This window comes from Anaerococcus faecalis, assembly GCF_013371425.1.
Classification (GTDB): domain Bacteria; phylum Bacillota; class Clostridia; order Tissierellales; family Peptoniphilaceae; genus Anaerococcus; species Anaerococcus porci.
Genome location: NZ_JABVBA010000005.1, coordinates 1 through 15,720, shown reverse-complemented (window position 1 = coordinate 15,720; position 15,720 = coordinate 1). Strand labels below are relative to the sequence as shown.

At 28.8% G+C, this 15,720-nt stretch carries 16 protein-coding genes; 2 read left to right on the top strand and 14 right to left on the bottom strand.

Going from position 1 to position 15,720, the window contains the following annotated elements; genetic code table 11:
- Positions 1–19 precede the first annotated feature (19 nt).
- From HV819_RS05730 to HV819_RS05710, 5 genes are all read right to left on the bottom strand, one after another.
- A complete protein-coding gene (locus tag HV819_RS05730; RefSeq protein WP_154539956.1) occupies positions 20–832 on the bottom strand; it encodes a Cof-type HAD-IIB family hydrolase in 813 nt (270 codons plus the stop codon).
- 17 nt (positions 833–849) lie between these two features.
- The gene (locus tag HV819_RS05725; RefSeq protein WP_154539954.1) at positions 850–2,157 is read right to left on the bottom strand and encodes a radical SAM protein; all 1,308 of its coding nucleotides are present in this window, start codon (positions 2,155–2,157) and stop codon (positions 850–852) included.
- Positions 2,154–3,443, bottom strand: a complete 1,290-nt coding sequence (locus HV819_RS05720) for an HAD-IA family hydrolase (RefSeq protein WP_176269707.1) — start codon at positions 3,441–3,443, stop codon at positions 2,154–2,156. Before HV819_RS05720 ends, HV819_RS05725 begins: the two co-directional genes overlap by 4 nt.
- Before the next feature lies 1 nt (position 3,444).
- Positions 3,445–3,864, bottom strand: a complete 420-nt coding sequence (locus tag HV819_RS05715) for a PPC domain-containing DNA-binding protein (protein ID WP_154539950.1) — start codon at positions 3,862–3,864, stop codon at positions 3,445–3,447.
- Between the two features lie 157 nt (positions 3,865–4,021).
- The gene (locus HV819_RS05710; RefSeq protein ID WP_154539948.1) at positions 4,022–4,564 is read right to left on the bottom strand and encodes an ECF transporter S component; all 543 of its coding nucleotides are present in this window, start codon (positions 4,562–4,564) and stop codon (positions 4,022–4,024) included.
- Positions 4,565–4,773: 209 nt separating this feature from the next.
- Between HV819_RS05710 and HV819_RS05705 the strand changes: the two genes are divergently transcribed.
- Complete coding sequence (locus tag HV819_RS05705) at positions 4,774–5,430, top strand: hypothetical protein (protein WP_154539946.1); 657 nt, start codon at positions 4,774–4,776, stop codon at positions 5,428–5,430.
- Positions 5,431–5,488: 58 nt separating this feature from the next.
- Here HV819_RS05705 and HV819_RS05700 read toward each other — a convergent pair whose 3' ends face one another.
- From HV819_RS05700 to HV819_RS05665, 8 genes are all read right to left on the bottom strand, one after another.
- Positions 5,489–6,709: an ABC transporter permease gene (locus tag HV819_RS05700; protein ID WP_154539944.1), complete on the bottom strand. Its 1,221-nt coding sequence runs from the start codon at positions 6,707–6,709 to the stop codon at positions 5,489–5,491.
- Positions 6,702–7,592 carry an ABC transporter ATP-binding protein gene (locus tag HV819_RS05695; protein ID WP_176269706.1) on the bottom strand — a complete coding sequence of 297 codons (891 nt, stop codon included), beginning with the start codon at positions 7,590–7,592 and terminating at the stop codon, positions 6,702–6,704. Before HV819_RS05695 ends, HV819_RS05700 begins: the two co-directional genes overlap by 8 nt.
- Positions 7,593–7,674: 82 nt before the next feature.
- Complete coding sequence (locus HV819_RS05690) at positions 7,675–8,199, bottom strand: FUSC family protein (RefSeq protein WP_154539940.1); 525 nt, start codon at positions 8,197–8,199, stop codon at positions 7,675–7,677.
- Positions 8,200–9,063 carry a nucleoside hydrolase gene (locus HV819_RS05685; protein ID WP_176269705.1) on the bottom strand — a complete coding sequence of 288 codons (864 nt, stop codon included), beginning with the start codon at positions 9,061–9,063 and terminating at the stop codon, positions 8,200–8,202.
- 53 nt (positions 9,064–9,116) lie between these two features.
- Positions 9,117–9,548, bottom strand: coding sequence for a GyrI-like domain-containing protein (locus tag HV819_RS05680; RefSeq protein WP_154539936.1), 432 nt, complete (start codon positions 9,546–9,548; stop codon positions 9,117–9,119).
- Complete coding sequence (locus HV819_RS05675; RefSeq protein ID WP_176269764.1) at positions 9,512–9,892, bottom strand: MerR family transcriptional regulator; 381 nt, start codon at positions 9,890–9,892, stop codon at positions 9,512–9,514. Before HV819_RS05675 ends, HV819_RS05680 begins: the two co-directional genes overlap by 37 nt.
- A gap of 39 nt (positions 9,893–9,931) precedes the next feature.
- Positions 9,932–11,311 (bottom strand): MATE family efflux transporter, encoded by a 1,380-nt coding sequence (locus tag HV819_RS05670; RefSeq protein ID WP_154539932.1) that lies wholly within the window; start codon positions 11,309–11,311, stop codon positions 9,932–9,934.
- A gap of 178 nt (positions 11,312–11,489) precedes the next feature.
- A complete protein-coding gene (locus HV819_RS05665) occupies positions 11,490–12,653 on the bottom strand; it encodes a M20 metallopeptidase family protein (RefSeq protein WP_154539930.1) in 1,164 nt (387 codons plus the stop codon).
- A gap of 301 nt (positions 12,654–12,954) precedes the next feature.
- Here HV819_RS05665 and HV819_RS05660 point away from each other — a divergent pair, with 301 nt between their 5' ends.
- Positions 12,955–13,977, top strand: a complete 1,023-nt coding sequence (locus tag HV819_RS05660) for a PTS transporter subunit IIC (protein WP_154539928.1) — start codon at positions 12,955–12,957, stop codon at positions 13,975–13,977.
- A 292-nt stretch (positions 13,978–14,269) separates the two neighbouring features.
- On the opposite strand, the gene HV819_RS05655 is transcribed toward HV819_RS05660, so the two are convergent.
- On the bottom strand, positions 14,270–14,929 hold the full coding sequence (locus HV819_RS05655; RefSeq protein ID WP_154539926.1) for a winged helix-turn-helix domain-containing protein: 660 nt from the start codon (positions 14,927–14,929) through the stop codon (positions 14,270–14,272).
- Between the last annotated feature and the right edge of the window lie 791 nt (positions 14,930–15,720).

Below are 15,720 nucleotides of genomic sequence, written 5' to 3'. Positions count from 1 at the left end.
ATAGCCTTTTTTAATAAATTCATATATCAAAAACTTCTTCTATTATTCTTGCTACTCCTGCCTCATCATTTGAAAAGTCTGATACTATCTTACATATATCCTTAACTGATTTTAGTCCATTTGAGCAAGTCGCAGGAATTCCAACGATTGAAAGCATTGACTTATCATTATTTGAATCTCCAATTGCAAGCATTTCATCAAGCTCTATACCAAGCATTTTCCCAAGTTCTGTTAAGGCTTTTCCCTTATCTGCTTTTTTGTTTAAAATTTCGAAAACTTCTGGTACATTTCTTACTGTTTGGTAATCTCTTAATAATTTTTCGTTATATTTTTCAGAAAACTCATCCATTATATGGGTATCTCCAGTTATAGTAATCCTATCAACATCTGTATTCATATCGCTTTCATCAAATTTTTCTATAGGCATTTTTAATATATCTGCCTCAAATAAGAAATGTTTGTTTATAACCTTATAATTATTTAAAATAGAATATTTATTGTAAATTCCTATTTGCATATTGTCTTTAATAAGAGTTTGGGCAAATTTGAAGTCTTTCATGCTAAGACACTTTTTCCAAACATCTGACTTATCCATATTCTTCATGATAAGAGTACCGGTATTTGTTATAGAATAGTCATCATCATGAAAAAGATTAAGCTTATCAAGTATCCAAGAAAATCCAGCACATGGCCTACCTGTAGAAATTACCACATAGACTCCATTGCTTCTAATTTTATTAATAGCATCAATATTTCTCTTTGCAACTTCCTTATGAGAGTCTAAAAGAGTTCCGTCAAGATCAATTGCAACTAATTTTATATCCTTATCCATGGCTACTCCTTTTATTTTTAATTATTAATGAAAAATTCTTCAATCAATTTATTTTTTTTATATATCTCATCTCCTATATTCTTATAATAATCTCTGAGATTTCTGCTATTTCTGTATTTTTTGCCATTAGTAAGCTTAGTATTGGAATTCATACCAAGTCCTATAATATTTTCAAGCTCTTCATTTATTAAGATATTATATCTTTGTGCTGTATTACCTATCTCATATCCTACATTTTCAAGGTTTCCTATTATATTTTTTTGCCTATATAAATAATAAGGCTTATAGGAATTTTCTTTAATGAAATTTTCTATATCATTTGAAATTTTATAGGCTTCATCCTTATCTCCATTTACCTTATTTTCAAAAAACTTAGATCCTACCTTTTGAGCCAAGGCATGAAAGGTTATATTGTTTGGTCTTAGCTTTTCTAAAATATTGAAATTTTTCCTAAAACTTTCCCTGCTTTCTCCAAAAAGTCCTATGATAAAGTCCATATTTATGATAAATCCCAAACTTTTAGCATAATCATATAATTTTATAAAGTTATCAAAGTCTAAAGGTCTATCTATATTTTTTAGCACACTTTTAGTAAAAGTCTGTGGATTTAGGGATATTCTGCCAACTCCCATGTCTTTTAATAATTTAAGTTTATCAAAATCTAGACTATCTTCTCTTCCAGCTTCAAATGTAAATTCCATGTAGCTAAATTTATTATCTAAAGCTTCAAGGATTCTTTCTATATCTTCTATATCAAGATTTGAAGGAGTTCCTCCTCCTATATATATAGTATCTAGTTTTTTTGGAATATTAATCTCACTAATTTCTTTTATGATGGTTTTGATATAAGCTTTTTTGTCTACTGTGTTAGACACAATAGTAGGATAAGAGCAGTAAGAACATCTTTTTGGGCAAAATGGAATATTTATATAAATATTAAAATCATTTTTATTGAAATTTTTCTTATCTTGACTAAGTTTTACAGACTTTAATAAGCCAATTTTTTTATCAGAGACCTTATATATATTTTTTAAGTCAGTAAGGCTATGATTTTTTAAAAGCTTTAATGGTTTTGAACCTGTTAAGATTCCCCAAGCCGATGATTTTCCTGTAATTTTTTCTAGGATTTCATATAGGGAGATTTTCATATCTAATTTATCTTTCAAGAAAATCTCCTTCCCATCATATATTATCTTTTTATCTTCAATTAAAAGATCTGCTTTACTCTTTTCTTCTACAAAGTAAAAGTCATACCTTTCATAGAAAATATTTAAGATATCATAGACATCCTTTCTTAAATTTTCCTTATCTAAATATACTATCATAGAGATTTTATCATATCATAAGCCCAAGTTTTATCAACAAGACTTACTTCCTTTTCATCTATCAAGTCCCCATACTTATCTAAAAGCGATTTATATAAATCTTCTATAAAATCCATTTCGTATGAACCAGTATTGGTGATAATCTTAAATTTATTATGATTTTTATAGAAAAATCCTTTAATAGATTTAGTATCTACTTTAAAGTCTGGATTCTCCTTAATTACAATTTTCATAAGTTCAACTATATTATCAATCTTCTTATCTTCATATATCCTAATCTTTTCCCTTAAATCTTCTATATTTGTGGTCATCCTTATAATAAATCCATCCATACTTTCTCCCTTTATCCTATCCACAAGTTTAAGAGATGACTTAAAGGCTAATTGGTTAATTCTTTTTTCAAATTTAGGGTCATTTAAAAACATGAGTTTTTTCTCATAGTCAGTATAAGCAAACCTATAATTAAGCCTAAATTCATGACCACATGAAGGACATTTTACAAGGTCTAATTTATTATCTTCCAAAAGATTATAGCTTTCCATGTGCCTTAGAATTGCTGTGGGAAGAGATTTTTCGAAAGTAGTTTTACAATAAGGACAATTTATCTTAAAATTTTTATCCCTTCTATCTTCAATTTCATTTTTTTTAATAAAGTTTAAAAAATCTAAAAGTGAATTGAAAACAAGGTCTGCATGAGATTTTATCTCATCACTTTTATCAAGATCAAGGATTAAAACTGCTACAGCACCACTTGCCTTGGCAGCTTTTATCCCAGCAAGAGAATCTTCGATTATATAAGTTGTTTCTTTATTTGAGTTTAATCTTTCCATACAAAGATTAAATATTTCGGGATCTGGTTTCCCCTTTACTATATCATCTGATGAAATTACAGTATCAAAAAATCCACCTACTCCTTCCCTATCAAGCAAAAAATTAATCCTAGATTTTATAGATGATGAAGCAAGACCTATTTTTTTATTTTCCTTTTTAAGATAGGATAGGATCTCTAAAAGTCCCTCCTTTTTTAAGGAATAATCAAGTGTTTTAAATTTCTCATCCCTTAATTGATTTAACTTAGCCCTCAAAGAGATAGCCCTATCCTCATCCATTTTGAAGTTTTTCACCATGTAGGCTATGGCTTCCTTATTTTGTTTTCCTGATAAGTTCATCTTATCTTCAATACCAAAATCAAGGCCATGAATCTTAGCTAAGTCAATCCAAGTTTCATAATAAAAACTTTCAGTATCAAAGATAGTTCCATCCATATCAAAAATAAAAGTATTCATATTAAAACTCAATTAAATTTAGTCCCAATTCTTCATCATAAATTCTATTAATTTCTCCATCAATAATAGTGATAAAAATCTCTGCAGTTAGAGAAATTACAGCTTCATTTAAGTGACCTGCAATAGCTGTTCCATCACTTTTTCCACAAGTTATATGAAAATGGGTGTAAAGCTTGCCATCCATATTTGAAATATTTCCAGCAAAATTTGTTATCTCCAAGTCTTCCTTATAAGTTTTACTATTGTATTTTTTCTCTTTTGGATCATATAAACCTATATTAAGGTCATTAGTAGCTCCAATTCCTGTAACAAAACCTGCTTTAATATTTTCTTTTTCTAAGATTTCTCTTACACTTTCTACAAGTTTGTCACCTTTTCTAAGTCTAATTACTAATTTATCATCAAATCTTTTATAAATCATTACTTATCCTTTCTTCTTTCTCTTTCCTTAAAAATTAATATTCTTTTATATACATTATACCCATAAGCTTTTAGATTCCTTAATATATTAAGCTCGTTTTTATATAAAAAAAAGACAGAAATAAAAATCCGTCTTTTTAAAAATTATATTTTTAAATTTAATCTAATTTAACCTTTTTTATTATTGCAAGAGCAAATATAGAAGCTATTATTACAGAAATAAGCCCATTTATACTTGAGACTCCAAGTTTTTGTACTACTTCTGTAAGGTTTGCTACATTTGATAAGCCCATTGCTATTTTATTTTTTAGGAAGGTATAGCTTAAATAAAGTATTATATATGTTATTTGTCCTAGTATTCCTGCTATTACAACTGATTTTTTTGAATCCTTTTTTCCTAGTTGTTTATAAACTAGGCCTGCCACAAATCCCATCATAAATTTATTTATAAAAGTAAAGGGTGCTGATGCAAAGTAGAGCGGGTTTGTTAGGTCAAATATTACAGAACCCAATCCTGATGCAAGTCCTCCAAAACCTGGTCCAAGAATTATTCCTGCTAGAATACAAAAAGTATTTCCTAAATGAAATCTTGTCTCTCCCATTGGTGTTGCAAGAGGTATTTGGAAAAATGCCGAAAAAATAAATACTAAAGCTATGAATAAGCCTGTATATGTAAGTTTTTTAGTATTAAGATTATTCATCTGATCCTCCTTATCAAATTAATCTATGAATCTATGTAAGATATACAAATCAATTATATAATAGGCATGGTAAATTGTAAATTTATTCTTTTTATGCCAGCCTATCTTTTAAAATTAATTTTTCATTGTAAAGTAGATATGTAACATTTGTTACGGTATTATTTTAAAATTTTTATTATAATACTAAGATAGAATAAAGGAGTGATTAAATGAGTGAATTTCTAGGACCTATACATTATATGATGTATGATAAAATAAAATTTCAAGATGAGATTACAAACTATCTTCTTGATGGAAATACAGAAAAATTAGATAAACAAATCAAAGCTGTAAGTCATGAAAGTTTGGATACTTTAATAGATCAAGAAAATATTCATGGTTGGCTTGACTCAAAGATTGATGTGGTTGAAAATAGACTTGCCTATGCCATTAAAAATTCAGATAATGCTAAAGGTAAGTTATTTGAATTTGGAAGGGAAAAGGCTAAAGGTAAATGTTTTGACAATTTCAATGATATTTTTTCTGATTTAAATATGTACTTGCTTGATGGAATGCCTTGTGATAATGGACTTTCTGCAAGTATTGATAAAAACGGAGACTTATTTTTAATAACCAATGTAAATTGTCATGAAAAATACTTTAAAGACTTTGTCAATCCTGAGGATTCTTTAAATAATACCTGTGAAGGTGGACATAGTCACGACCACCATGAATCCTTTGAAATAAATACAAAAGACTTTGAACTAAGAGTTGAGAATTCCCCTTATCATTTATATAGGTATGAGTTTTTAAAAGGATACTTTGATGAATCAGACTACCAAGTTGACCTTGTTGGTGGAATAAATTACAGAATTTATAAAAAATAAACAAAAAATCAGGGATTGATACAAAATAATTCATTATTTTGCATCAGTCCCTCTTATTTTATTTATTTTTCTTTTTTAATTTAAGTTTCTTTCCTCTTCCAAATAGTTTATCTGTTGAATAATTTAGTATATTTTTCTTGTATACCCTTGAAGCTATTATATACATTACTATAATTCCTACAAATAGGATAAGAAGTGATATAGAACCTTGTATGAGTGTTGCATTTTCATAGATTAATCTCATTGGCATAAAGAAAGTTGATACAAATGGGATATATGAAAGTATTTTTATAAATAAGTTTGGCTCACTTCCAACAAAGGATATTGATATAAAGTAGGCAAACATAATTATAAGCATAATAGGCGTAGACATCTTTCCAGCATCTTCTTGCTTTTGTACCAAAGAGCCTAGCATGGCTGAAAGTATAATAAATATCATTATTCCTAATACCATGAACAAAAATATTTCTGCAATTAAAGGATAGTTGACCCCCTTTAAAATATTATTCAAATCAATCATTTGCCCTATCTTATCCCACAAACCAGTAAGCCTTATTATAGCAAAGCTTATTAATCCAAAAACTATATATATACCTATGTGAATTATTAGGGCTAGTATTGTCCCAAAGATTTTACCTGCCATGTAAGTTCCAGCTTTAACTGATGAGAAGATAAATTCTAGCATCTTAGAACCCTTTTCTACAGCTATATCAAGCATTATAATTTGTGAATAAATTATTAATACAAAATACATTATCATAATTGTTCCAAATAAGGCAATCATATTAACTGGATTTTGCAAATTATCCTTTATTTCATGAAGATTAACAGATGCTTTTTGAGAAAGTATAGCATTTTGTTTGGCATTAATATTAGAATTTTTCAAATTTTCTTCATGTTGGATTTCTTCTGAAAGTGAATTTATAGCAATAAGGGGAATTCTCGCTGTAGTATCTCCATAGTAATCAAAGTTTATTATCCCTTCCTTGTTTTCCACTAGAAGATAGGCTGATATTTCCTTATCTTCTAGAGCTTTTTTAGCCTCATTCCTATTATTTATAAATTTAAAATCAATCAAGGGATTTTCTTCAAATTTTTTCTTATAGCTATCTTCAGTAACAACTGCTATAGTATCTGGAGTTTTATTTGAAGATGATATATAGCCTATTACCCATATTATAATAGCCATTATAAAAGGCATAAGAACCATAATCCAAAAGGAAGCTGATTTGATATGTTTTTTGGCTGTATCTAAGGATACTGTTAAAAATCTAGACATTTTCTTTCACCTTTCTTGCAAATATTTCATTAAGGCTTGGTGGGGATTGGTCAAAATATGAAACAAACCCAATTTCATCAACTATCTTTCTAAAAATAACCTTAGCATAATCCTCATCTTTTAAGATAAAAGTCCACATATTTCCATCTTGAGATAAGATTTCAATATTCTCGTCATTTAGGAAAAATAGGTCCTTATCACTTTCTACAATAAGTTTTTTTCTCTCATAAGAATTTCTTATCTCAGATGGTGAACCATTCAAAACTATTTTCCCCTTTTTTAGCATGATTAACTTATTACATAGACTTTCTACATTTTCCATATTGTGAGAAGAGAACATAATTGTAGTTCCCTCTTTATTTATATCCTTTATGATAGATTTCAAAAGCCTTATATTATAAGGGTCAAGTCCTGAGAATGGCTCATCTAGAATTACAAATTCTGGCTTATAGATTAAAGAACACAAAAGTTGAACCTTTTGTTGGTTGCCCTTAGAAAGTTCCTTTATCTTTGATGATAGTTTTCCATCTATTTCAAAGTAATCAAACCATTCTTTAAGTTTAGTATCTGATAAAAATTTCATCTTGTTTAATTTGGCAAAATATCTAATTTGATCTTCTACCTTTCTTTTTGGATCAAGTGATCTTTCTTCTGGCAAAAATCCAATTTTTTCAAGAGCAAGCTTTGAAAATTTCTTATCATTATAAGTGATTTCACCATCATATTTAGAATAAAAATCCATTATGCACCTAAAAAGCGTAGACTTGCCAGCACCATTTTGACCTATAACTCCAAAAAGCTCTCCATCTTTCACTTCAAAAGTTACATGGTCTAAGGCAGTAACATCACCAAAACTTTTTGTAACATTGTTAACCTTTAACATAATATCTCCTTGTATTTTTCTATTAAATTACTACCCTCTTATTTTAAAATATAAACCTTATCCAAAAAATAAAAGCTATTAACTACAAGTCCTTAGAGTCCTTATTTTTCTTAAATATCATAAATTTTCTAAGCTCAAAGTCTATAGAATTTATAAAGATTGCTATAACAACCCCTACCAAGGTATCTAAGGTCCTATTTAAAGCAAATTCTATAGCTCCAAAGCTTTCTCCTGCGTGATTTATAGATATAGAACAAAAAACTATTGCCATAATAGATATGGCATTAGGTTTATTAATACTTGACATAAACCATATCAAAAAGGCTATTATTATTGAGATAAAAAAATAATTTATAAGCTCACTATTGAGTCTATTTTTTACAAACAATAAATATAAAAATCCACAAATACCACCTATGAGTGTCCCAAAAATCCTATTTACCCCAACAATTATAGAGTCATTAAAGTCTGATTTGGTACAAATAATCGCAGCTATGGCAGAATAAAAAGGCAAGGCATAGCTTGACCTAAAATGTGAAAAAACAAAGGATAAAAAAACTGCCAGTGATGTTTTTAAAATTCTTTGCCCAGGTCTTTTTAACTTCATCTATATATCACCTAGTTTGTCCCTTAAAAAGTCATAAAAACTTTTCTCATTTACCCTATTTGCTATATATTTTTTCTTTTTCCCATCAATTTCTAAAATACTTCCCCTATCAATATCTTCACTTACCTTGATAGACTTTTCTTCAAATATAAATGCCTGTGGAGTCATGGCCATATAAAGTAAAAGCACTCTAGATATATCTCTTTGATCCTTATCAAGTTTTTTATAAAGATTAAAAATCTTAGATAAAATCTCATCATGAGTATCAATTTTTAAAATATCATCAGAAAGTCCTAAGCTATTTGAAAGATCAATAGGCAGAATAAAAGTTTCTATATCTTCATTTAAAACAATATTTACAGCCTTTGGATCTGTAAAGAAATTAAATTCTGAATTTAGAGTGATATCGCCCATGCCAAAACTTGAACCATATATAAAAATATGGTCAATATAGGAAACAAAGTCCGGATATTTTATAATAGCCTTGGCAACATTTGTCAAAGGTCCTGTAGTAATTATATCAAGCCTTCCACAATCTTGGGCTATTTGGTACAAAGCCTTATATCCTTCATCTTCTTGTAAATAATCTAATGGTTTATTAAAATAAGTCTTATTTTCACCAAGACTAAGTATATCTTGTCCCTTTAAGTTCTTATTCTCTCCAGAAGCTATAGGAAAGATAAGCCCTTCCTCAGCCACCATAGAAAGGATATTATTGGCTGCTGCCTTGCTATCCATAAAGGATGTTATAGTTGATAAACCTACAAGCTCAAACTCACTTGAATTAAAGGCAAGTTTTATCATTAACATCTCTGATAAGCTAAAATTAGTATCTATGTAAACAAATGGTTTTTCTCTTTGCATAATTCACTTCCTTTAAAAGTAATTATACCAATTAAGCTAATATATTCATAGCTCTAACAAGTTATATGGCTATCACTTATGGGAATTTGTATCTCTGTAAGAAACCTTGACTTATCATTGGAATAACCATAATCAATTAGAGTGATTTCTTGTGAAAATCCAGTTATTTCAAGATTGTTTTCTTTTATAAATACCATTAATTTTTCATATAGCTTAAAGGCATCTTCATGCCCTCCAAAATACCTAATAATTACACACTTATGCTCTTTTATAAAAGAAGTTTCTCCGTTGTAGTTATCTTCCTCATCAAGAATTAAAAAAAACCTATCATAGGTATTATAATTTGATTTTTGAAGATTTTCTTTGGATATTCCCAACCCAACCTTTCCAAAAAACACCATGGCATTTTTTTCGTTTTTCTCAAGTTCTCTTATAGAAAATTCTATATTTATTTCATTTCTAACTTTAGAAGTTTTTTTATCCAAACAATTTTTCTAGATGGAACTTTTTTAATCTTAATAATTACAGGTTTACTTTTTTCTACACTTTCAAGTTGAACTAATCTATTGTCTATTTTTCTTTTTATAAGTGTAAGTTCCTTAATTTTTTTAGAAATTTCATCCTTTTGTTCATTAAGCATATTTTTTATACTTCCTATAGACCTATCATTTAAAAATTCAGATACCTTATCAAGTGGCATGCCTAGGATTCTTAGATATCTTATAGTATTAAAGTTTTCAAATTGACTAGTATGATAGTATCTATAACTAGAATTCAAATCTATATAATGAGGTTTTATAAGTCCTATCTTTTCATAATATCTTAAAATCCCACACTTAGATGAAAAATCTTTGCCATCTCTCCTATTCTAAATAAGTCTTTTTTTTCCATATATCTTTTCCTTCAATAATTCTTTTTTTATAAGCTTATCCTCATCTTTTTTTATAAATTTATAGGCTATAAGACAAATTATAACTGAAATAAGAGAGCCAACTGCTGGTGCAAGTCCCATTGGGAAAAGTGTATCTTTAAAGTAAATTGATGCAAAATATGATATAGGAATTCTTGCACATATGATTGATACGCAGTTATGAAAGAAAGATATAGAAGATTTTTTGCAAGCAAAGAAATATCCACTAAAACAGAAGTGAATTCCAGCAAGAACACAATCAAAAGCATAACCTCTCATATATTGGCCTCCCTTTATTATTACCATCTTATCACTTGTAAAAAGTCCCACTATGTCTTCTGCTACAAACTGCATTAATAAAAATGATATCATACAAAATGAAAAACAAAGTAAAATCGCATATTTAAGAGTTTTTCTAGCATGAATAATTCTTTTACCACCAAGATATTGAGCTGATAAGGCTGATACTGTAGAAAGCATTGTAGAGGGAACTAAAAATAAAATTCCTATAATTTTTTCAACTATGCCAACTGCAGCTGCATCTTCTATTCCTCTAAGATTGGCAAATAAGGCTATAAGTAAAAATGATATTTGTATAAACCCATCTTGCAGAGAAATCGGCACACCAGTTTTAAGTAGTTCTTTTATAATCCTATTATTTATAATGAAATCGGATTTTTTTACTTTTATACCCATATCTTTAATCATCATAAAAAGAAGAGAAACAATCACACTTACAGCCTGGGATAAGACAGTCCCAAGTGCTGCACCCATAGCTCCCATTCCTAGCACACCTATAAGAATTAAATCTAGGATAATATTTGAAACACAAGCAATAGCTACAAAATACATTGGTGTTTTGCTATCACCCTTTCCTCTAAAAATAGAGCTTATTACATTATAGAAAACAATGAAAGGAATTCCCAAAAAGCATACCCTAAGATAATGAATCGTTTCGCTTATAGCATCTTTTGGTGTTGACATAAGATAAACTATAGACTTTAGAAAATATAATAAAATTATAGTAATGATTATAGAAAATATAAAAAATATATTTACAGTATTAGCTATAATCTTTGCTTCCTCATCTTTTCTTCCACTACCTACTGCTTTTCCAATAAGTACTGTAGTTCCCATAGCAAGACCTATAATCATTACGGTTATCATATGCATAACCTGGCTACCTATAGAAACTCCTGTTATACTTTCTACTCCATTAAATTGACCTACTATAAATAAGTCTGCCATACCATACAAAGCCTGCATAAGGATTGATATAAGATATGGTATAGAAAATAAAGCCATCTTTTTTAATATATCTTTTCTTTTATAATTCATCGTTAATTCTCCTTAAAATATTATCATACCTTAATACTATAAACTCTATAGTTATTATAGAGTCAAGAAATATTTATGTAAAAGTGAACTTTTTAATATGCTTTATTTTCAATAATGTAATTTTCTTTAATTTTTGTAAAATAAAACCAGCCCTATGGCTGGTCAGAAATTGTAAAATTTAATTGTTATTTAGCCAATTAATAGCACAAGTTAGGAATAAGCCTACTCCTATAGGCATAGCATCTTCTGAAAAGTCTACCTTTGGATTATGATGAGAAAATTCATTTCCTTCAACTTTTGAGTTAAGCAAGAAATAAACTGTTGGAACTTTTTCTGAAACAAAAGCCATATCCTCGCTTGCCATAAGTCTTTCACTGCTTATCATTTCTACATCTGAAGAATCTTTTACATATCCTACAAGTTCTTTTGTAAGGTCAGGATTTGAGTAAAGACTTGGAACACTTGCAAAAAACTCAAGGTCTACTTGGCAATTTGTAAGCTTAGCTACTCCCTTTACGATATCATCCATTCTTTTAAGAAGTTTTTCCCTAATTTCTGGATCATATGTTCTAATAGTTCCTTGAAGTGTAGCTGTATCAGGAATTATATTAGAGTTTGAGCCTGAAGCAAATTGTCCAAATGTTAGGGTAGTATGCTTTGATGGATTCGCATCACGACTTATAAGTTGGTTAAATTGTTGATATACTATTACACCTGCATTTATTGGATCCTTTGTAGTATGAGGATAACCACCATGACCACCTTGACCCTTTATATTTATTTTAAAGTTATCACAACTAGTTGCCATATATCCTTCATAATAAGAAATTGAGCCTGCCTTGTGATTTAGATTTGTATGAAGAGCTAAAGCAATATCCACTCCATCAAGCACTCCATTTTCTATCATCATTTTAGAGCCTTTAAAGATTTCTTCTGCAGGTTGGAACATAAATCTTACCTCACCCTTGAAGTCTTTCTTATGCTCTGTTAGAAGTTTTGCAGTAGAAAGTCCAATAGCTGTATGAAGGTCATGACCACAAGTATGGGCTACCCCTTTATTTTTAGATGAAAAATCAAGTCCTGTTTCCTCATCCATAGGAAGAGCATCCATATCGCACCTTATAAGCACTGTCTTTCCACCACCTGCTTCTCCCTTAATGGTCGCTTGTATACCACTTTCCCCAATTTCTTTAACTTCAGCACCCAAGTCCTCTAGCCTTTTTTTTACATAAGCCTTGGTTTTTGGTAATTCTAATCCAAGTTCTGGATTTTCATGAATGTGTCTACGGTCTTTTATTAATTGATCTTTTAGTTCTTTTGCTTCTTTAAAATAATCTTTCATAATAACATCCTTTCTTTTCAAAATAAAAAAAACATCAAATGATGAGATTTTTATTCCTATACTTCTATACCCATTTCTGAAAATAATTACTAATAATCAGAGATAAAATTAATAATTTTTATATGTATAAAATCTTCTTGTTTAAAATATGGATTAGCAAGAATTTAATGCATTATAATCGTTTGATAAAATACAAATTAGTCTAATTGTTAAAAAAAATTCGCCATATTTTAAGAATATTTACAAAAAATAAAATATATTATAAGATAATTTAAATATATAAAAACTTAGGAGGAATATAATGAGAAAATTTTTAGAAAAAAAAGGTATAAGCCTTTCAGCAAAAGTCTACTTTATAGATGCCTTGGGAGCTATGGCTTTTGGTCTTTTTGCAACACTTTTGGTAGGAACAATCCTAAATACTATAGGACAATCTTTTAATATAAAATTCTTATCCGAAACAATTTGGCCACTTGCACAAGAAGCTACAGGTCCTGCAATAGCTGTATCAATTGCCTATGCTCTAAAGGCTGACAGAATGATTTTATTTTCATCAACTATTGTTGGTATAGCCTCTAACAAATTGGGTGGGCCTATGGGAGTATTCATAGCAAGCTTAATTTCTGTTGAAGTAGCAAAACTTATTTCAAAAGAAACTAAGATTGATATAGTTGTAACCCCAGTTGTAACAGTTCTGGTTGGAGTTGCAATTTCAAGTTTTGTAGGACCTGTCATCCAAAAGTTCATGACTCAAATCGGAATTATAATAATGGATGCTACAAAACAAAAACCTTTTATTATGGGAATTATAGTCTCAGTCATAGTAGGAATTGTCCTAACCTTGCCTATTTCATCTGCCGCTCTTTGTATGACCATATCTCTATCAGGCCTTGCCGCTGGTGCTGCGACAATAGGATGTTGTTGTCAAATGATAGGATTTGCTGTAATATCTTACAGAGAAAATAAGATGGAAGGTTTGATTGCACAAGGGCTTGGTACAAGCATGCTTCAAATGCCAAATATAATGAGAAATCCGAGGGTACTTATACCACCAACCCTTGCTTCTGCAATACTTGGACCCGTATCTACCCTTGTATTTAAACTTGAAAACTCCCCAATAGGAGCTGGAATGGGAACCTGTGGCTTGGTTGGTCAAATATCAACCTTTACAGAGATGAGTTCAACTCCATTTTTCACTCTTCTATTAATAGTTTTATTGATGCATATAATATTACCTGCCATTGTTTCTCTTATAATTGATTATTTTGTAAGAAAGTTAGGATGGATAAAAGAAGGAGACTTAAAACTTGATTTTTCTAAGTAATAAGAAAGCAAAAACTCTTGCCAATATAAGACAAGAGTTTTTGGAATTTAATCTAAAAAATATTTGAAAATATTTTATTTCTCTTATGAAATACTGCTTTTGGTTTTTATAAATAATTCTTTATATAATTATAAGAAATAAAAAAACAGTATTAAGTCCTTACTGAAGCTATTAATCCCTATCTCGGTTTTTAAGCTTCAGTTTAAAACTTAAATACTGTTTTTAAACTGTAATTAAAAACTAAATTATTAAATAGAAAAATACTATCTTTACTTAGTTTTAAACCTATATGCTAACACTCACAAGACTCCAAAACCCAAGTGTATCCTTCCCCTCTTACAGTCTTAATTGGGGCAAGTTTAACTTTTTTGAATTCCTTTCGAACCTTTCTGATATGTTCTCTAACCGACCTATCAGTCGTTTCTATACCCATCTTTGCCATCTCTTTTACAATTAATTCCTTAGAAACAGGATTTCCCATTCTTTTAATAAGAATGATACAAAGATTGATTTCACTTTTAGTTAGGTTTAAAATATCATTGCCTATCCTAAAAATACCATTATCAACTTCTATCGAACAAAAACCAAAATTTATAATCTTAGAATTGTTAATCTCCTCTACCTTCTTTAAGGTAAATTTCACAAATTCTTCTCTTGAGTAAGAATGAATCACAAAGTCTTTATCATCTAATTCTTGTTCATAAGGACTTTTTTTGTACCTATTAGTAAGATATATAACAGGTATATCAGTTGTTTGCTTTATGTATTGAATTAATTCTATACATCTATTGTGAGTCATATCAACCAAAATAAGGTCAAATTCTGATAGATCCTCCTCTAAGATAATATCCTCATAATTTTCATACCTTTTAACGACAACTTCATTCTCATCAAATTTAGAATTCAGCAAATTAGAAATTCCATTTTCATTCTCCATAGACGCTATTTTCATTGTCTCTCCAATCTATAAACATAAAAGTTTAATTTTAAATAGAATTATCCGCTTACAACTAATTATATAATTGTAAGGTCTTTAATTCAATTAATTTAGCGAAAAAATTCATTATCATTTCATATTTTTTCAATAAAAGCTTAAAAAAACTATCCTTAATCTTTAAGATACAATTAATAATTTATATGTAAAGTTATTAGCTTCTTACATATTCTTAATCATCCACACCTAGTTTTTCAGTATTATTTATATGTATAATAGTTAGAGGAATTGTCCAATCTTTTAACTTTTTTATCAAGTATAAGAATATATTCGCTATGATTTTTATAATATTTTTAACTACTTGACTAAATATATCAACTTAAGTTAAAGGAACTTATCTTTATCTTATCAACTTATAGAATAAAAACCTTATCTTATTATGTATCAAAATAAATCAAATCTTTCTTAATATATTCTTAGAGAAATCAAGTCAATAGTATAATAAAATTTTTCATTTATCCTAATAAGCATATAATCAAAATCATAGTTAGGATACTCCTCTTCTCGCCTTTATTAGACACTCATTAAATTTTATTTTTTCATTGTTTCCTATCTTTCTAATATCTATATATCTTGTAAATATATCTTTTAATTATTTTATACCTTTTAGTGTCATTTTATTAGTCAAGTCCATAATATTGTGTAAATTATCCTAGTCCAATATTTACTATTTCATTCTAATATACAATTTAGAAGAAGTTATCCAATCCTCATTGATATCAATGAGGATTGCGCCTATTAGTCTAATA